Origin of the sequence: Paenibacillus sp. FSL K6-0108, assembly GCF_045040695.1 — a bacterium.
In the GTDB taxonomy this organism is placed as follows: Bacteria; Bacillota; Bacilli; order Paenibacillales; family Paenibacillaceae; genus Paenibacillus; species Paenibacillus pabuli_B.
Window position 1 is genome coordinate 4,738,300 of sequence record NZ_CP150288.1, and the last position, 19,213, is coordinate 4,757,512.

Sequence of the window (19,213 nt, forward strand, 5' to 3'; positions counted from 1 at the left end):
GCTCATCGTCCAGAACTCAAAAAAGAAGCATTGATCCCTAAGGGATTAGTGCCTCTCTTCAATTCTCCAGGACATTGCTCAATGCCTTTCTCTATTCAACATGGATAGAAGTTTCTCCAACTCCTGCTTCTCCAGATGTCTCCATTGCCCACGTTCCAGTCCGCTCAGCGTAACATTCATAATTCGAATGCGCTCCAGCTTGAGCACTCTGTACCCCAGGGCTTTGCACATTCTGCGGATTTGCAGATTAAGCCCCTGAGTCAAAATAATACGAAATACGTTCTCACTATGCTTATATACCTCACACGGCTTCGTCACCACATTCATAATCTCAACCCCTTGCGACATCGCCCGTACGAATTCGTCTGTCACTGGTTTGTCTACGGTCACTACGTATTCCTTATCATGGTTATGCTCAGAACGCATCATCTTGTTCACAATATCTCCGTCATTCGTCAGAAATATCAAACCCTCGGACGCCTTGTCTAGCCTGCCAATCGCAAAGATACGCGAGGGATAGTTCACATACTGAATAATGTTTCCCTCTACCTGCTCCGCTGCAGTGCAGACAATGCCGATGGGTTTATTCAGAGCAAGGTATACGGGCTCGCAATCGTTAACAGGAATTTCCTTGCCATCAATGAGCACGATATCCTCGGGCTCCACGTCCGCTCCTTCTTCACACAATCTACCATTAATCGTGATTCGCCCGGCTGCAATTAATCGGTTCGTTTCCCTGCGGGAGCAGTATCCCGTTTCACTTATGTATTTGTTAATTCGCATGCTCCACCACTTCTCATCTGTAATATTGCCGCTTGTTCATTGGCAATTTCATGTCGTCAGTTCTTACAATTCGTTCAATGGGTGAGGACCATGTATTGAATTTCATCCCACATCATCTCACTTATAATGAAATGAAGCAAATGAATTCCATTTTACCATGTCATCCCGATCCCTTTTCCCAGGCCAGCAATTGAACATTTTGCATCACGCTGCATATTTCTCCAAAATGTGCAGCGTTCTTCGACCCATCCGGGTTCTCTGGTTTGATACCTTAGTACAAACACCAGATTGAACATGCTAAAAACCAACATTTTAGTTTCTATTTTTTTAGCTTCGACACGAAATCGTTTTAGGATGAACTTTATGTGAGAAAGATCATTCATTCGTCAGAACTTTACATTATTTTACAATAAAAAGCATGTACAATTGCATAATTTTGGTATAAGTTATATACGAAAGAAACATTATTTACATAATATAAAATTTATATCCATCTTAGGAGGACAACTTATGAGAAGAATTTTCGCTTTAAGCTGTGGTTTCTATCTGTTAATCGGCATAACCAGCGTAGTACTCGGTGCACTTCTACCTGTTTTGTTGACACATTATGAGCGAGGATATAGTGATGGCGGATTTTTGTTATTTTTGCAGTTCATCGGTTTTCTTGTCGGAGTGCTCGTTGCTCCCTTCATGACTGCCCGCATCGGCAGAAAACCTATGTTAACCATTGCACTGATCTGTATTGTGGCTGCCTATGCCGTTCTGGGTTTCTTGCCCTCCTGGACAGTTGTTCTGCTTCTAACCATTATTGTCGGGTTTGGATCAGGCATCATTGAGCCCTCTGTTGGTGCGTTTACGATAGAATTTACGGAAAATCAGAAAGCTGTCGCAATGTCCAAGCTTGATGTGTTCTTCGCTCTTGGAGCACTTCTCATTCCGGCTGTCGCTGCCTTATACATTTGGCTGGATCTTTGGCATCTTACGTTTTATACCGTTTCCGTGTTATCCCTTATTCTCATGCTGTTATGGGTAACCATGCCCACCTCCGCTGCTTCTTATCTGAAACAAGCTGGTCAGAACACCCTTGGCCATGCATCGGGCAGATCCCAGTATTCCAGAAAACATCTGGGACTGCTCACAATCTTCGTCATCTTTTTCTTCGTTTACATGGGTCTCGAGTTAGGCCTAATGAACTTCTTGCCTTCCATTCTGGTCGAACGATTGCAGTTACAGGAATCTGTCGCTTCACTCAGCGTCTCCATCCTATGGATTGCCATGATTATTGGTCGTCTTTTTTCCGGAAAAATTGCGGAGTCCGTCAACTACATGCCTTTCCTGATCTGGAGTACGGTAGGTACACTTCTGTTCGCGGTTGCCATGGTGTTCGTAACAGGCCAATGGGCAACATATTTGCTAATCTTTGGAACCGGATTATTTATGTCAGGTCTGTTCTGTATCGCATTGGTCTATGCCAACATTCTGATTCCGGGCATGACTGAACGTACTACCAGTATCCTGATTGCCTCGGGCGGTATTGGTGGCGCCATCCTGCAGTATGTAACCGGATGGAGCATGAGTGCGTGGCCTGTAGTGAACACGATCTGGATTTTGGCCGGATTTTGTCTGATTCTGCTCCTCACTCTCGTTCTATCTCGTCTCTGGAATGTAAGGAACAGCACTGTAAGCGGAACTCTCGCACATCAAAGTAAAGAGATTTAAACGCTGCTTCTTGAGAGGGGTGATGCCTGCGTAATCCGGAATTATTGATCTTCATCAGGCCAGAACATTACATTTATGGAGGGAATCATATGCAAACCTTAACCAAAAACCGTTTCAGAATCGGACAAGGGATTAAGTTGATTGACGATGCAGGCGTTGAATATCTGGATGGTGTATCCGGTACATTCAATCTGTCACTGGGATACAATCACCCGCATGTCGTGAGCAAAATTCAGGAACAAGTCGGCAATCTGACGCATATGTCTTCCTCCTTCACAGAACCGTATGTGGATGAAGTGCTCGATCATCTGATTGAATATGCTCCAAACGACATTAATGCCGGATGGATGCGGGATATTACGGGCTCAACTGCCAATGAATGTGCCACTAAAATTGCACAAAAATACACGCAATCCACAGACATTATCAGCCTGTATCTGTCCCACCATGGGCAGACCCAATTTGCAACAGGAATTTCGGGAAATGCCTTCCGGCGGAAACGGTTTCCGAATTCGGCTGTTGCCAACTCCGTTCATGTACCTGCACCATACTGCTATCGCTGCCCATTCAAATCTTCAAGCGGAGACTGCGGATATCAATGCGTTGAAGCTATCTCTGATGCCATAGAATATGCAAGCTCCGGCTCAGTCGCCTGCATGATTATTGAACCAATCCTCGGCAATGGCGGCAATATCATTCCTCCTGCAGGTTATTTCAAGCGACTGCGCAAGCTGTGTGATGAGTACAACATTATTCTTATTGCCGACGAAGTACAGACGGGAATCGGTCGTACCGGATACATGTTCGCTAGCGAACTATTCGATATCCAGCCTGATATGATTACCCTTGCCAAAGGTCTCGGAGGAATCGGTGTACCTGTTGCTGCGGTATTGATGCAGTCCCGATTGGATGTACTGGAAAAGCATGAACATTCCTTCACCTCTGGAAGCAATCTGATCTCCGTGACGGCTGCCAAATCTACCCTGGAGGTTGTATCCGAACCCGGATTCCTCGATGACGTGAAACGCAAAGGTGAAATTTTAGGTGGATTGCTGCAGGATTTGGCCATGAAATATCCAAGCATCGGTGAAGCTCGTGGAGTCGGATTGATGTGGGGATTAGAAATGGTCGGTGACAATAATGAACCGGATACGGATAAAACCAACGCCATTATTGACCGTGCTTTCACGGATGAGCATCTGATTTTAAGAGGATCACGTTATGGCTTCGGGAACGTAGTTAAGGTCAGACCATCGCTTACCACAACAGAAGATGAGTTGGTTGAAATTGTAGAGCGTCTCGATTCGGTACTTGCCAACGTTCATTAATACGTAATTCTAATTACACTCAGACGCTACGCTAACAGAACAACCTTTCGATCGCTGTTATCCCCAGATTTTTTTGATTCCCTTTTTCAGGGGAAAATCCGGTGATAAAGGCGAACGCTCCGCTTCTCCATGTTTGTTCTGTTCTCTTCGTTATCGTGTAATCTGAATTACATTTCATATTATTATAAGGAGGTTTACACATGTTAGCATTGGTATACAAATCGGCATGGGATGTAGCGCTTGAGGAACGGCCTGTTCCGGAAATCACGAGAGATAATCAGGTGTTGGTTCGAATCCGGGCAACGGGTGTGTGTGGTACCGACCTTGGTATTGTCAGCGGAAAATATCATGCGGTTCCTTCCGTCATTCTTGGTCATGAGTCTGCCGGGGAAGTCATTGCCATCGGCTCTGCTGTATCAACACTGCAGCCGGGCGATCGGGTTGTCATCGATCCTACCTATTATTGCGGGCAATGCGACATGTGCAGAACAGGCAGACAAAATCACTGCACACATAAGTCGGTTACAGAGACAGGTGTGAGTGCTGACGGTACATTTACGGATTATTATGTAACCGAGGATCGTTTTTTGTATAAATTGAAGGACCATGTGAGCTATGAGGAAGCGACACTGACTGAACCTCTGAGCTGTATGCTTACAGGCATTAATCAGATTCACCTGCTGCCGAATTTTAGAACGATTATCCTTGGGGCGGGCCCGATTGGTATTCTATACAGCTATGCCCTCGCTTCCAAAGGTGTCACGGGATGTCTCGTCGACATCTCCGAAGAACGCCTGGCCATTGCAGGTTCGATTGCACCGGACCGTTGGGAGGTTCATTCATCCTTTGAAAATGCGATAGAATCGCTGGCACCTACAACCAATCAGGTTGATATGATTGTGGATACGACAGGCGTCATGGGCACACAAGTGCTTTCGCAGCTCGCCAGCGGCGGTTATCTCATGCTGGTTGGTCTGAGAGATGGAAACACTTCTTTCAATCCCAAGGAAGTTGTGGACCGCAGTCTGAAAATCATTGGCTCCATCGACTCCCTGGGTACTTTCGCAACAGCACATTACATGATTGAGCAACAGATTATTCCTGCGAAAAAAATCATCACCCATTCTTTTCCGTTAGAGGATTATGAAGAAGCGTTCCGGACGCTCGGCTGTGATATTCAGGGACGTACACTTCAGGCTTCTTCACATGCCATCAAAGTGGTGCTGCAATCCAGCGGATCCAGTATCTAAAGTAGCAAGTTAACCTTGATTGAGATAAATTAGAGATAAATGCTTACAGAATCCTGGAGGAGGAATACAACATGGTAGCAAACAAGGTGTTTGACGGGCTGGGAGAGTCGAAGGTTGACAGCATTCAGGCGGTCATTTTTGACATGGATGGCGTACTGATTGACAGCGAACCGATTTATTTCGAGATTGAGCGCAGCTCTTTTGCCCATTTTGGCGCAAAGATGACGGAGGAAGAACATCACACCTATGTTGGAGCTACGCTGGAATCGATGTGGCGGCAAGTGTTGGACAAGCACCGGTTGACGGTTACCGTGGAAGAAGCCCTCGCCTACCATCAACATAATGTGATGCAGACGATGCTGGCTCACCCAAAGCTGACGGCCATGCCTTCCGTAGAACGCTGGTTAAGCTGGCTGCATGAGCAGCACATTCCGATCGCCGTTGCTTCTTCTTCTCCACGTGCACTGATCGATCTGATCATGGACAAGACTGGTCTTGGGAAATACTTTGAGATCCGAATGACAGGTGAGGAAGTTACAAACGGCAAACCGGCTCCGGATATTTTCCTGGCTACAGCTGAAATGATTGGAGCATCCCCTTCGAACTGTCTTGTCATTGAGGATTCGCGCAATGGCGTTCAGGCCGCCAAAAGTGCAGGCATGCGCTGCATCGGATACCGCAATCCGGGATCAGGTGACCAGGACTTATCCAAAGCCGATCTTCAGATTTCCAGTTACGATGAGTTATGGACGCTGAAAGAGACACTTCCGTTGAAAGGCAGATCTCCAAGCTTGTCGGAAACAAACTAAGACTAAAATAAACAACCCAAATGGCTTCAATTCCTTAGAATTGGAGCCGTTTGGGTTTTGCTTGCTGCAAATTTAACGCGAGAACGCAAACTCAAAAATCGTCTAGACCGAAATATCCAGACTTCCACCCAGATTAGGATGAGGAGCCGGAACCGACTTTAACATTTCTGTTAGCTGCTGACCTTGCTGCTCTGCCATGTCTTTCGACATGGACATGACTTGCAAGCTTGCAGACTGCGCCACTGAGACTTGACTCATAGCCATTGATAATGCTGCAATATCCATGTTCTGCACTCCTTTCGTTTTCTGGTCAATAGGCGTACTTATTTTATATCGGCCAGATGGGAGAAAATATGTAATTCTCTCCTCCGTATATGTTACAATTCACTGTTAAAGGAGGTTGATTATGAACGGGAAAAAATTTGTTATTCTTTTTACAGCCATTGCTGGACTTAGCATCGGGCTATTTGGTTGTTTTATTTACTGGGTCTTGTCCGGATTCTAGAACGTTATTTGAACATAGTCACTAACCCAAGTATTTTAATACCCCATCTGTTTCCTTGGCTCTTAGGGTTACTTTAGCTAATAACTGTTCAGGTTGCTGAAAGTCCTCTTTGATTTCTGCCATCATTTCCTTTATCAGCTCTTCAAGTTGCGCTAACGTTGTTTCTTTAGGTAAGATACGAGTTCTTGCGATCTCATGTTTACGAAAAGAATCGTCGTACGATGGAACTGTTTCCTGACCGAATGCACTTATTTCCAGCTCAACTTTTATCCCTTCCGACATTTGTTTTCACCTCTTCCACTCGTTTGAGACTGATCAGGACTCAATCAATCCATATTTCACAAAACTGTGGTATAAACCATCTTCTTCGATAGTTCCAGTTATATCATCTGCAATGGCTTTGAGACCTGGCTTGGCATTTCCCATCGCAATCCCTACGTTGCAAAACTCCAGCATCTCGGCATCATTCATGCCATCTCCGATGGCGAGTGTATCTTTACGGGACATATCCAGATGCTCCAGCAAATCCGCAATAGCAACAGCTTTATGAATGCCGGGGATCATCAGTTCACCGCTTCCTTCACCGAAGATAGGCACCGTGCACTGAATGACTTCAAATTTGCCTTCGAACTCCTGCTTGATTTGCTCAAATGGAATCGTCGAGCTTTCCAGAAAACAAACTTTGTTCACGTCATCCTTGTATAAATCGGCTTCACCATACGTCAAACCGGCAATAAACGGATGGGGCTTTTGTTCTTTTTTTGCTCTGGCATTGGGATCATTATGCACATCACCGTAAATGCGACGTTCCAGATGAGATTGAAGATTGGCGCTCGCGTACAAGGCCGAATTGGATTCCAGGTAGAAGTCAATCTGATGTTCATTGAAGAAATCGACCATATGCCGAACGTCTTCAGCCGTTACCCTTTTGTGATACAGCACTTCCTGACCAAACTCAACATATCCTCCTCCGGCACCGATCAGACCGTCAAACCCGACGTCCCAAATAGAATCGTAGATTTCCGCTTTTGATCGTCCTGTACATAAATAGAGCAGATGTCCATTTTCACGTGCCTTTTTGCACGCTTGTTGCGCTGACACCGGAATGTTACCGTCATCATCTACCAGTGTGCCATCAATATCTATAAAAACAATTTTTCGATTCGTTGTGCTCATCTTCGTTTGCCCCTATCTGTTTCAACCACGCGAATCTCTTCCGTTATATTTACCATAGATTGATCCCCCTTGCTTCCTAGTGCTTACATCACTTGATAGAAAATCTTTATATCTGGCCTGCTGACTTGTCCATATGTACGGTTTGCCAGTCATCGTCCTCCTCAGCAATAACCGTGAATCCTTGACGTTTCCAGAAATCGACGGCCCCAGGCAAAAAGCGATGTGTGTGTAAATACAGCGTTGTATAGCTCATTTCGGCCACCACGTTCTCCAGCTCTCGTACGAGTAGTGAACCGATGCCGTATCTACGATATTTTGAATCCACATAACATTTCACAATTTCAGCTGCAGACTGCTCCGGATATTTTCCAGCCAAAGCTTCGATGCGTCCATCATACGGCAGGATACCAATAGAACCCACAATTCGATTGTCTTCCATGACTGCAATAAGAAAGATGGCATCGGCTGAATCCAGATAATGTTCTCTAAATTGCTCCAAGTCAGCAGGTAATTCTCCATGATCCAGCATGGGAAATACCTCTTTTCGGACACGCATGGCAAAATCAATTGCATCATTCATTTGGTGCTCTTGAATAGCCATCACTCTCGGTACGGCCTGAAGATGTGTCACAAGATCCACATTCCTTATCCTTAGATTTGAGCCCGCTTTCAGCTCCGTATACGAACCCAAATTAAGCATACGTTCGCTCTCTGCCTACAATTCTATCGAATTAATCCCTTTCTATCAATCTATCTAAACTCCTAACCAAAATAGAAGAAAGCCCTCGCGATTTGATAGGGATCGCATACTATAACGCGTGTCATTAATCAAATTTTAAGGGGGACGAACATATGTGGTTATCGCTAGTAATCTCTGCTGTAGCCCTGCTAACATTGGGGTTTGTCTATTATTATGTGGAAGATACACGTGCAGCCAAAAAATTTCATCCCCATGCACCCAAGCAGCTGTTAATCAAATTCAAGGAAGGTACGACAGCCGACGAGATGCACACCCTGCATAAAAAAGCAAAATGCAGAGTAGCCGAAACGTATGAAGATCTGGGCTGGTATCGCATCGAATCAACAAAGAAAATGCACCGGATGTTAGAGAAATACAAGAATCATGTGCTAATCGAACACGCTGAACCCAACTATTATCTTCAGTCATCGTTCACGCCAAATGACCCTTTTTTCCCTTATCAATACAATCTGCAAAAAATCAATGCTCCTGCGGCCTGGGATATTTCACAGAGCAGCAGCTCTGTGAAAATTGCCATTATTGATACAGGCGTACAACTGAATCACCCCGAGCTGGCTGGCAAGATCCTACCCGGTTATGATTACGTTGATTACGATAATGTGCCCGAAGACGGTAACGGGCATGGTACACATGTTGCCGGGATCGCCGCTTCCATTACCAACAACGGCCTTGGGATTGCAGGTGCTGCCCCGCTTGCTTCCATTGTTCCGCTGCGTGTACTGGACAACAATGGACAAGGTACAACGGGGAACGTTGGGAACGGACTTGTTTTCGCCGCCAACAACGGTATTCAAGTCGTCAATCTGAGCCTTGGTGGGCCTACCGGAGAAGCTTTTCTTCAAGCTGCTGTACAATATGCATGGGATCGGGGCGCAGTCATCATCGCGGCAGCAGGCAATGATAATACTTCCTATCCGATTGTACCCGCGTCTTATCCCAACGTTATTGCGGTGGCCTCAACCGATCCTTCCGACCTCAAATCGAACTTCTCGAACTATGGATCGTGGGTAGATATGGCTGCACCGGGTGATTCCATCCTGTCCACGTACCTGGGCAGTTCCTACGCCTACATGAGAGGTACGTCCATGGCAGCTCCTCATGTAGCTGGAGTGGCAGCATTACTGGCTGCCCGCGGGAAAACCAATGCGCAGATTCGCGATGCCCTCTGCTTCGCATCCGATCCCGTGTCCGGCTCTGGTGTCTACTGGACGTATGGGCGGCTGAATGCCTATCAGAGTCTGCAAGTGCCATAACATATTTACATTTACTCTTAATGACATGGATCATCGCCACTTTATTTCTCACGAATAAAGAAATCAAAAAAACCATGGGGCTTCTATCGAAGCTCCATGGTTTAAATAAGTTTGTTTGGTTCTACACTTTTGCTGCCCATATTTCGATTTCAATTTTAATTTCGGGTAAACCTAACTCCGTAATATATCCAATTGTCATCGCAGGATAATCATGACTGAATAATTGTCCCCACTCAGAGTATAAGAAATCCCAATCGATTTTCTCCGTCGCCCATACGTTAACTTTGATAATATGTTCAGCATCTAAATGCTCGGATTTGAGCACTGTTTTAATATTATTGAATGTATTCGTGACTTGCTCATTCAGACTGTCCGGAAAGTGTCCGCTACCATCTGCTCCAATTTGACCCGATGTCACGAACAACTCCGCATTCCTCGGAATTCTTGTAATATGCGTGTACTGTCCTACAGGAGCTGGCATATTAGCTGGATTTTTTCTAGTAATTTTATCAGTTTTCATGTTGATTACCTCGTCATTCTTAAGATTTTTCTGCGATATTCCCTAGTTTTCTTCCTCATTTGGGCACACTTCTCCCTTGGAATAGATTCTAGAAAAAGATAGCAGTGGAGTATCCATATCCTGAAGATATAAACGCAAGTGATTTTTTCTTCATGATTGGATGCTCCTCCCTTCTTAAGTGACAAGATTCTCTTGATCTCTTCATTATATATGAAACAAATCATGAGTCAAAACATCCTTCATAAGCAAAGAGCAATCCCGTGTCAACGAGACTGCTCTTTGTATATTCGTAAGGGATTACACCTCGAGTTAAAAATATTGCGCCCCATGATTGGCAATAACCTCTCTGTACCAATGGAAACTTTTCTTTTTCACTCTACGAAGTGTGCCGCTTCCGTCATTGTTCCGGTCTACATAAATGTAACCGTACCGTTTCTTCATCTCCCCGGTACCTGCGCTGACCAGATCAATCGGTCCCCAGCTCGTGTAACCCAAAAGCTCAACGCCGTCCTGAATGGCTTCAGCCATCTCGGCAAAATGACGATTCAGATAGTCGATACGATAATCGTCTTCAACGGTATCATTCTCCAGCAACACATCCGTTGCGCCAAGTCCATTTTCCACAATAAACAATGGTTTGCCATAACGGTCATACAGCTGGTTGCATGTAATTCGAAGACCTTTCGGATCAATCGTCCAGCCCCATTCGGAAGCTTGAAGATACGGATTTTTCACTGAACCAAACACATTGCCTTCGGTCGAATCCTTCAAAATCTCTGGATCGGTACTTGTACAGCGACTGGCGTAATAACTGAATCCAATATAGTCAACTGTATTCTGCATGAGAATATCTGCATCTTCCGGCTGCATATCAATCACGATCTCGTGTTCTCTGAAGAAACGCTTCGTATACCCAGGATACGCTCCTTTGGACTGAACATCGATAAAAAAGAACGACTCCCGATCCTGCTCCATGGCTTTCCATACATCGTCTGGATTGGAAGTGTACGGATAAACCATGCCCGCTGCTAGCATGCAGCCAATCTGTGCACCTGGAATGATCTTGTGACAGGCTTTCACAGCCAAAGCACTAGCAACCAATTCATGGTGCGCTGCCTGATAGAGAACCTGCTCCTTGTTCTCACCTTCCTGAAGAACAATACCAGCTCCAATGTACGGAAGATGCAGCAGCATATTGATTTCATTAAACGTCATCCAGTATTTGACCTTGTCCTTGTAACGATTAAACAAAGTCTTTGCATAAGTCTCAAAGAAACCAATCATCTTACGGTTCTTCCAACCGCCATATGTTTCGACCAGATGCACAGGGACATCAAAGTGACAGATGGTGACCACAGGTTCAATATTGTATTTCAACAATTCGTTGAAGACATCATCGTAAAACTGTAATCCTGCCTCATTCGGCTCAGCGTCATCACCATTAGGGAAAATCCGTGCCCAGGCAATGGACATTCTGAAGCACTTGAATCCCATTTCTGCGAATAGTGCGATATCTTCTTTGTATCGATGATAGAAATCAATCGCTTCATGCGAAGGATAAAACTCCCCATCTTTGGGCTCATATGAATCGACCTTTCCCAGAGCAATAGGGAAGCGATTAGCCCCCGTGGGGATCAGGTCGACCGTAGTTAACCCTTTGCCACCTTCAAGATAGGCTCCTTCAAGCTGATTCGCTGCCGTTGCTCCTCCCCAGAGAAAATTCTCCGGGAAAGCTGTTAATTTTTCAAACATTCACGTATGCCTCCTATTCATTATGAACGATCAATTAACCGAGCACTGTAAGCAATTTGTCTTTCTCCTGCACAGATGCGTTCTTCGTGCCTACTACATCAAGATAATTGGATGTGTTCGTAATAATAATGGGTGTAACCGTCTCATATCCGGCATCCTTGATCGCTTGCAGATCAAATTCCATGATCAGATCGCCCACATTAACGCGGTCGCCATCTTTGACATGAGCTGTGAAATGTTGACCTTTCAATTGCACGGTATCCTGCCCGATATGAATCAGCATCTCAACACCATCATCCGTTACAAGTCCAATAGCGTGTTTGGTGCGATATACCGTTTGTACAACTCCCGTGATTGGAGATACAACTCTGCCGCTGGTTGGACGTATCGCAATCCCTTTACCCATATGCTCTCCTGCAAAGGTAACATCATTGATCTCTTTCAGTTCAACCACTTCACCAGCCATCGGGCTGAAAATTTCATATCTGTTGTTCGGGTTTGGATCGAGTACCGGGGCTGGAGCTGGTGTAGCCGCTTTGTCCACCGGATCTTTGAAACCAACAACATACGTCAAGATGAAACCAAGGATGAATGCAATAATGGTTGCTGCAACCGTCCAGAAGAATACGGAATTCATACCCTCTGTAGGACTTACATAGCTCGGATAACCGAAGATTCCAAGACCACCAATTATATAACCTTTAGTTCCGGCAAAACCAAGGATACCACCACCAATACCACCAGCAATACAGCTCATAATAAATGGTTTTTTCAATGGCAATGTTACACCGTAAATCGCTGGCTCAGTGACACCGAAAATACCAGATATAAACGCAGGTGCACCGAGTGTTTTTATTTTTTGACTTTTCGTTTTCAGAGTAACCGCAAGCACTGCACCGATTTGAGCAAAAGAAGCTGCAAAAGACAATGCCAGAATCGAATCATAACCAAGCGTTGCAAGGTTAACGAATACCAATGGAACGAGTCCCCAGTGGAGTCCGAACAAGACGAATACTTGCCACAAACCGCCGATTACAAGTCCTGTAAGTAAAGGGCTCAGTCCGTAAATCGAAGATGTGAATGCACCTAACAGTTGACCCGCCCATGTCGCAACCGGCCCAATTACCAGGAACGTAAGTGGTACAATAACTAGCAAAGTACAAAATGGAACTAGGAAATTGCTGACTACTTTAGGCATAACCTTTTTGAAGAAACGTTCGATTTTGACCGCAAAGAACGTTGCTACGATAATCGGAATAACGGATGAAGCATAATCCATTAAAATAACCGGTATACCTAGAAACTCGATCCGAATCGGTGATTCGAACAAAGTGCCTGCAAATAAAGTGTATAACGGTTCTCCAGTACGAATTCCTGCAAGTGTTGGATAGACTAATGATGCACCAATGGCCATACCTAGGAATGGACTTCCACCGAATTTTTTAATAGCTGTGTATCCAAGGAAGATCGGGAAGAAGTAGAATAAACAATCCCCAATGGCATTTAATAAGGCATACGTACCAGCAGTATTGTCCACCCAACCCAAGGACACGAACATAGCAGTGAAACCTTTAATCATCCCCGTCGCTGCGAGTAATCCAAGCACTGGAGTAAATACACCAGAAATCATATCTACAAAGCGGTTAAATAAACTGCCTTTCGGACCCGAATCCTTTTCATCAGCGTCGACCTGTCCTTCAGCTGACAGATTACCTGCTTTTACAACGGCTTTATATACATCCGGCACTTCATTGCCGATAACGACCTGATACTGTCCACCACTCTGCATAACGGTAATGACACCCGGCAGATTTTTAAGTTCTTCTGTTTTAGCAACGCTTTCATCTTTGAGTTTGAAGCGCAATCTGGTTACACAATGGAATACACTGTTTACGTTTTTAGCTCCACCTACACCAGACAAGATGTCTTTAGCCAGTTGATCGTAGTTCATAGCAATTCTTCCTCTCTCTAAGTAGACTCCCGATGCTTGTGAAACAAAGAAAACCTGAACTACTGAACATACACAACGCACCGGAAAATCCGGAGATAAGTCGTGATATTCAGCAATTCAGGTTTTGCCCTTAACGGTTGCAACCCTGTAAGGCTGTACACAGCGATATTCAGTTGTTACACTAACAACTTCATCTTAAAGTAAGTTGCAACCCATCTTTACTGACCCAGAGTGGTCGGAATAACGGAATTGCCTGATTGAACAGTTACAATCCGATTGATGTATGCGCTTACTTTATGGATTCATATTATAATAACTTCTGACCTTTTGCAAGCGTTTTTTTGAGAATCTTTATTTTGTAATATCTTTACTCCGATGTGGCATGCACCACGCGCTCAATATGAATGGTTAAATACATCATTTCTTCGTTAGTCAGTTGATACGTGTAGTTATTTTCAATGAATTTTCTAATCTTCTCCGAGCACTTGTGCGCTTCAGGATACTTCTTCTGAATCATCTCAAATAACTCATCGTCGTTGTTGCTCTTGTAATGTTTGCCTTTCACCAACCGTTGGGCGAAAAACTTCAGGTGGGTCACAAATCGATAATAATTCAATGAGTTCTCGTCAAAGTCCATTTTGAAATGATATTTGATGATCGTCAGAATCTCCTGCATGACCTGCGTCATGCTTCGGATGTTAGGCATCTCTTCGTTTAGTGCTGCATTCACAAAATGAAGTGCCATAAAACCCGCCTCATCTTCCGGCAAAAGCATACCAAACTGATCACAAATCATATTCAGCGCTTCCAGCCCTACCTCATATTCATCCTTGTAAAGCTGCTTGGTCTCCCAGAGCAATCCATTACGGATGGGCAGATTGTTACGATAACGTTCAATGGCAAAATGAATATGATCCGTCAGATGCAGATAGATGCTCTCATTGAGCTTCTTACCCAGTTTCAGCTTGGCATAGGCAATAATCTCCTCAGACACTTTCATGTATTCCAGTGGTATGCTCGCGATTAATGCCTTGAAATTTTCCTGAATATCTTCATTCTGTAAAGTAAATATCTTATCAATATGCTGCTCGGACACCTCATCGCCAGCTCGCTTCTGGAAAGCAATGCCCCTGCCAATGACAATGACCTCACGTTCGTCTTTCATCGCAACTACAGCATTATTGTTTAACACCTTCTCGATCTTCACTTTATCCACTCCAATATACAGAAAAAGGCAAACCGTACCTTCAATACCGAGGTCACTGGCCTTGCCCATTTCACTTCAATGTTAACTAATGTGCGTTCATGGTATTACATTTTTCTACATTGTGCAACAGAAAAATCGGAGATGCTTGACGTCTTACAAATCACATTTTGAATGGGTAAATGAACGTGTTCAGCTCGTTTGCATTTTTTTCTGTTTACGAGTAATTATTCTATATCTATCTACCTTCCCATAAAAACCACTCCCTTTAGCATGACGCCTTATCGAGTGAATTATACTTGTACCCAGAGCTTAAGATCCAGAATTTCAATACCTGCCTGTATCAGATCTGTATCAGAAAGCCTACTACTCGCCTTCCACTTCGACCTTTAATAAACTTAAATTTATAATTATGTTCATGAGCGCATCTGTGTCATTGCAGATTAAAATCGCTTGCACTTATTCACTAATTTCTTGCTTACATGCTTCTTAAAATCCTGTAAAATTCGGATCAAAAATAAATAAAAAAGCCCTCCATAGAGGAGGACTTCATGTGTCCGAATGATGAAAAATTGCATACAAAAAAATAATTCGTCACGCTTTCCTCACTTTTTTACAAACATATATCATCTCATAACATTCTTCAGTAAGCGGCGTACCATGCCAATCCTTATAGAAATGTAAACATTTGCGCCTAATATACGCTTCATCTCTTGAGGGTATGTATATCTCAAACGGATAGGGGTACTTGTCTCGCTGATGATATTTCCGTTCAAATCTTTTGTCTTATTATCTACATGAGTAGACATTCTTTTCCCCTTTTTGTGTAGTCGTTTGGTCATGATTTATTTTTATTTCTTTCCTTCTCCAGCTCTGCTTCTATTCTTCGATTAATGATCTTCAACTGGTCCGAATCCAAGTGTTCGATATCCGTTAACTCTTTGTCGATCTGGTATTCTTCCGCTTCACCCTTGTGCATCAGTCCCAGATGATGCTTAATGGAGCGAATATCCTCGCGCATACTCATGGTCTGTCGATAATTCTCTGCAACAAGTGCAAATATAATCGCGCCTGCCAGAATCGTACCATATGGGATCAGAAGACACAGAACAAATCCTACTATTAAAGCCAAAATGATATACATTCTTCTTTCGCCTCCCCTTTCAATTACAGTTTGAATCGTTCTTGGATCAGCTGCGCCACATCTTTCGGACTCTTGTCGGTGTTATTGATTCGAATATAATGCTCATGCGTAATTTCTCCAGGCTTCGAGTTCAATCGATATTTCTCCATGCTCGAAAGCAGATCCTGCTCAGACCATTCGACATTGCGCTTTGTTGCTTTATACAGCAGTCGATGTGGACTTTTGTTACGCTCTAATCGTTCCGCCAGATCAGACTCTAGTTCAACATAGCATACTTCTGCACCTCTGGACTCGAACAGCGCACTGATTTGGCGAATGTAATCCCAATCCTCTTTCGAATCGAATGCCCACACAAATGTAAAAATCAAACCGGGAAGTTCGCTCTTCGCCACTTCTTCAAAAATCTCCTGACGGAATAGTTGAACAAGTCTCTTTCCTTGAGGCGTACCATAACTGAAATAAGGGGACACCAATTCTATCGTCATATGATTGTGAAACAATTTCAGATCAGTGATCTTCTCCAATTCCTGACCCACTGTCATTTTTCCTACAGCCTGTGGACCAAAAATGATGATGAACTTCATCCTACCACTCCTGACTTCAACGGTATGTATTCCATTACTTGAATTTTATGGACATTAGTCCATAATAACGCCTCTTAGGAAAATAAAAAAGAGATTTCAAGGAATCCGCTGAATGTTCAGGACTTGAAATCTCTTTTGGTTGCTCATACTTGATCTTCATATTCGTTCTCATCGTTTTAGAGGTTAGCCTGCGTTAACGTCCGATCAGAACCCATCCCCACTTCATTCGTCGGAGTCCCGTGGCAATAATCCATGAGAGCAAAATCGCCACAACATAAGACAGCATAATGCCAAGGCTGAAGTGTGGTGCGAGTTCCACGGAAAGCTCTCTTCTCCAGAATAGGAGCACTAATGGGTGTATTAGAAATACACCAAACGCCACCGTACCCAAAGAGTTAAGAATGCGAGCTGCCCGATTAGATCCATTCTGTTTCCATGCACCCATCCGTTCACATACGATCAGCAAGAGCAAACAGGCAGAAAGGGTAAACAAATTACGGAATAAAAATAACAACGTATAAGTTAGCGCCGGGGTTGCGGCCAAAGCCGTTTTCACATAAGTATTGCCATAAATAAAGACTGCTCCTCCGCTCAATAATGCAGCGATCAGCACGTAACGGCAGGAGTACAGTTTCTTCATTGCTGCATCGAAGTTCAATCCAATCCAGGCCCCGAACCCAATAACAATCAGATAACTGGGCAGCAAACTCCCTAGCCGTGAGAAATGAAACTGCAAATGCAGCGCGTAAAAAACAGCCTGTGCCGCAATAAAGAACAACGGTAAATATCGATTAAATAAACGATAACGTGTTAACGAAAGAAGCAGTGGAAAAACCACATAAAACTGCAAAATAATTAGAAAAAAATACAGATGTGTGTGTGCAGTACCGGTTAACAATTGCTCCAAGAACTGCTTCACATGTGCCAGAGGCTCCTTGCCTGCCAACCATTGTTTGACGATAAAATAAATAAGGGACCAGGCCAGATAAGGCACAAACACATAAAATAATCGCTTTTTATAGAAAGCGGGCATCCAGCCTTTTTCCTTCATCTTGGAGCTGTAATTGTAAAACAACACCAGTGAGGAGAGGAACAGAAATGCAGGTACGGCGAATTGCAGAAAGCTGTTCCAAAAATAATAAAAATCATGATCGAACGTGTGCTTGGGATAATGTGCAACTGCCGTAGAAGTCGCATGAATGGCGACCACTGCCATAATTGCAAAAGCACGATAGAAATCCAGATACTCAATTCGCCGGGGCCGATTAACCGGTTGATTCATAATAAAACCTCACTTATGGCTGATAGGATGATAGTTTCCGGCCGCAATCCAGATTCTAACCTTTATTTTAATCAGCAGACGAGGGTATTACAATCATGATCTATATTATTTTTGTTAAATTACAACAAAATACATCATTATTCGACATTAGCTATTTACCTATCCAGAACCGCTCAACGATATTTCCATCTGGCTCAATATAATCTTGATCCTGGATGCCGCCATTACGAAGAATAACTCTTCGGGATGCCTCATTATGTGCGTCACATACGACCAATACTTTGGTGATCCCGAGACCTTCTGTAATTTTCAGAGAAAGTTTAAGGATCTCCGCACCGTATCCATTCTGTCGCTCGCCTGGACAAATTCCATAACCAATATGCCCTCCACTGTGGAACAGCTTTTCATTCAACTCATGTCGTATATTTACGGCTCCAACAACTCGATCACTCTCTGTCACGAGCCAATATGTACTGTCTCTAACCCAGCCTTCCGGAATATCAATGCCTTGTTCATTGCGTTCCAAAAAAGCTAACATCTCTTCAAAAGCATAAGGCTCTTTCGAAACGACCCACGGTACCATTGATTCGCTGCTTGCAACCCAATCTTCGTAAAATGCCAGATACGTTTCTTTATATTCCACTGAAGGTTTGACGAGTCTCACTTTTTCTTTGACCATTAAAGTACATCCCCCTCACTTATATAGATATTACCATATTCAATCACACGAGTTCATGAATATAACAATTCACTAAAACACTAATTCACAGTCATGATGCTCCCAGACGTCGAACAGATTACCGTCCAGATCCTCAAATGTAAAAAACTTTCCGTATATGCCCTCATCACTGACTTGGCCAACACAGACATGAGCAGCATTAAGATCTGTATGGAGTTTAACGATATCGTCCGTAAAAAAAGTGATTACCCATCTCTTTTTTTGCTTCACTTGAAATACGGCTCTGGAATCATGATCACTTTCAATCAGGTCAAGAATCGGTCTATTGTCTCTAAAAAGGCTAATATAGCCTTCTCTAGGTTGTCTGATATTGAATCCAAAATGGTTCACAAACCATGCTGCTGACTGCTCTACATTTGTTACAGGAATGACATTGTATGCAATACCTAATATTTTTCCAGTCGTCAAATTTTTCCTTCTCCCTTCATTGCATTAATAACTTATGAACCTCATA

General features: G+C 43.7%; 19 protein-coding genes. 5 read left to right on the forward strand and 14 right to left on the reverse strand.

The genetic code is table 11. The features are described 5' to 3' along the window. Positions 1–78 precede the first annotated feature (78 nt). Positions 79–783: a pseudouridine synthase gene (locus tag MHB49_RS21390; protein WP_405152923.1), complete on the reverse strand. Its 705-nt coding sequence runs from the start codon at positions 781–783 to the stop codon at positions 79–81. Between the two features lie 510 nt (positions 784–1,293). Between MHB49_RS21390 and MHB49_RS21395 the strand changes: the two genes are divergently transcribed. The 4 genes from MHB49_RS21395 to MHB49_RS21410 all read left to right on the forward strand — a co-directional run bounded on the left by MHB49_RS21395 (position 1,294) and on the right by MHB49_RS21410 (position 5,889). Further along, on the forward strand, positions 1,294–2,502 hold the full coding sequence (locus MHB49_RS21395; protein ID WP_405152924.1) for an MFS transporter: 1,209 nt from the start codon (positions 1,294–1,296) through the stop codon (positions 2,500–2,502). Between the two features lie 89 nt (positions 2,503–2,591). Next, positions 2,592–3,830: an aspartate aminotransferase family protein gene (locus MHB49_RS21400; RefSeq protein ID WP_405152925.1), complete on the forward strand. Its 1,239-nt coding sequence runs from the start codon at positions 2,592–2,594 to the stop codon at positions 3,828–3,830. A 200-nt stretch (positions 3,831–4,030) separates the two neighbouring features. Then, positions 4,031–5,080, forward strand: coding sequence for a zinc-binding dehydrogenase (locus tag MHB49_RS21405; RefSeq protein WP_405152926.1), 1,050 nt, complete (start codon positions 4,031–4,033; stop codon positions 5,078–5,080). Between the two features lie 71 nt (positions 5,081–5,151). Continuing rightward, complete coding sequence (locus tag MHB49_RS21410; RefSeq protein ID WP_405152927.1) at positions 5,152–5,889, forward strand: HAD family hydrolase; 738 nt, start codon at positions 5,152–5,154, stop codon at positions 5,887–5,889. A 102-nt stretch (positions 5,890–5,991) separates the two neighbouring features. Here MHB49_RS21410 and MHB49_RS21415 read toward each other — a convergent pair whose 3' ends face one another. The 4 genes from MHB49_RS21415 to MHB49_RS21430 form a co-directional block, all read right to left on the reverse strand. Further along, on the reverse strand, positions 5,992–6,174 hold the full coding sequence (locus MHB49_RS21415; protein WP_024630505.1) for a YjfB family protein: 183 nt from the start codon (positions 6,172–6,174) through the stop codon (positions 5,992–5,994). A gap of 241 nt (positions 6,175–6,415) precedes the next feature. Continuing rightward, positions 6,416–6,676 (reverse strand): hypothetical protein, encoded by a 261-nt coding sequence (locus MHB49_RS21420; protein WP_405152928.1) that lies wholly within the window; start codon positions 6,674–6,676, stop codon positions 6,416–6,418. Between the two features lie 33 nt (positions 6,677–6,709). Beyond that, complete coding sequence (locus MHB49_RS21425) at positions 6,710–7,570, reverse strand: Cof-type HAD-IIB family hydrolase (protein WP_405152929.1); 861 nt, start codon at positions 7,568–7,570, stop codon at positions 6,710–6,712. Between the two features lie 106 nt (positions 7,571–7,676). After that, complete coding sequence (locus MHB49_RS21430) at positions 7,677–8,210, reverse strand: GNAT family N-acetyltransferase (RefSeq protein ID WP_405152930.1); 534 nt, start codon at positions 8,208–8,210, stop codon at positions 7,677–7,679. A gap of 212 nt (positions 8,211–8,422) precedes the next feature. Here MHB49_RS21430 and MHB49_RS21435 point away from each other — a divergent pair, with 212 nt between their 5' ends. Further along, entirely contained in the window at positions 8,423–9,583 is a 1,161-nt protein-coding gene (locus MHB49_RS21435) for a S8 family peptidase (RefSeq protein WP_405152931.1), read from the forward strand. Between the two features lie 121 nt (positions 9,584–9,704). Here the strand turns inward: MHB49_RS21435 and MHB49_RS21440 are convergent, their stop codons facing one another. From MHB49_RS21440 to MHB49_RS21480, 9 genes are all read right to left on the reverse strand, one after another. Beyond that, positions 9,705–10,103 (reverse strand): RidA family protein, encoded by a 399-nt coding sequence (locus tag MHB49_RS21440; RefSeq protein WP_405152932.1) that lies wholly within the window; start codon positions 10,101–10,103, stop codon positions 9,705–9,707. 309 nt (positions 10,104–10,412) lie between these two features. Further along, entirely contained in the window at positions 10,413–11,855 is a 1,443-nt protein-coding gene (locus MHB49_RS21445; protein ID WP_405152933.1) for a 6-phospho-beta-glucosidase, read from the reverse strand. A 34-nt stretch (positions 11,856–11,889) separates the two neighbouring features. Next, entirely contained in the window at positions 11,890–13,806 is a 1,917-nt protein-coding gene (locus MHB49_RS21450) for a beta-glucoside-specific PTS transporter subunit IIABC (protein ID WP_405152934.1), read from the reverse strand. A gap of 367 nt (positions 13,807–14,173) precedes the next feature. Continuing rightward, the gene (licT, locus tag MHB49_RS21455) at positions 14,174–15,013 is read right to left on the reverse strand and encodes a BglG family transcription antiterminator LicT (RefSeq protein WP_405157210.1); all 840 of its coding nucleotides are present in this window, start codon (positions 15,011–15,013) and stop codon (positions 14,174–14,176) included. An 835-nt stretch (positions 15,014–15,848) separates the two neighbouring features. After that, positions 15,849–16,154 carry a hypothetical protein gene (locus tag MHB49_RS21460; RefSeq protein ID WP_247898088.1) on the reverse strand — a complete coding sequence of 102 codons (306 nt, stop codon included), beginning with the start codon at positions 16,152–16,154 and terminating at the stop codon, positions 15,849–15,851. Between the two features lie 23 nt (positions 16,155–16,177). After that, positions 16,178–16,738: a shikimate kinase gene (locus MHB49_RS21465; protein WP_405152935.1), complete on the reverse strand. Its 561-nt coding sequence runs from the start codon at positions 16,736–16,738 to the stop codon at positions 16,178–16,180. A 193-nt stretch (positions 16,739–16,931) separates the two neighbouring features. Then, entirely contained in the window at positions 16,932–18,020 is a 1,089-nt protein-coding gene (locus MHB49_RS21470) for an acyltransferase (RefSeq protein WP_405152936.1), read from the reverse strand. A 151-nt stretch (positions 18,021–18,171) separates the two neighbouring features. Next, the gene (locus MHB49_RS21475) at positions 18,172–18,699 is read right to left on the reverse strand and encodes a GNAT family N-acetyltransferase (RefSeq protein WP_247898091.1); all 528 of its coding nucleotides are present in this window, start codon (positions 18,697–18,699) and stop codon (positions 18,172–18,174) included. 72 nt (positions 18,700–18,771) lie between these two features. After that, the gene (locus tag MHB49_RS21480; RefSeq protein ID WP_405152937.1) at positions 18,772–19,167 is read right to left on the reverse strand and encodes a VOC family protein; all 396 of its coding nucleotides are present in this window, start codon (positions 19,165–19,167) and stop codon (positions 18,772–18,774) included. Between the last annotated feature and the right edge of the window lie 46 nt (positions 19,168–19,213).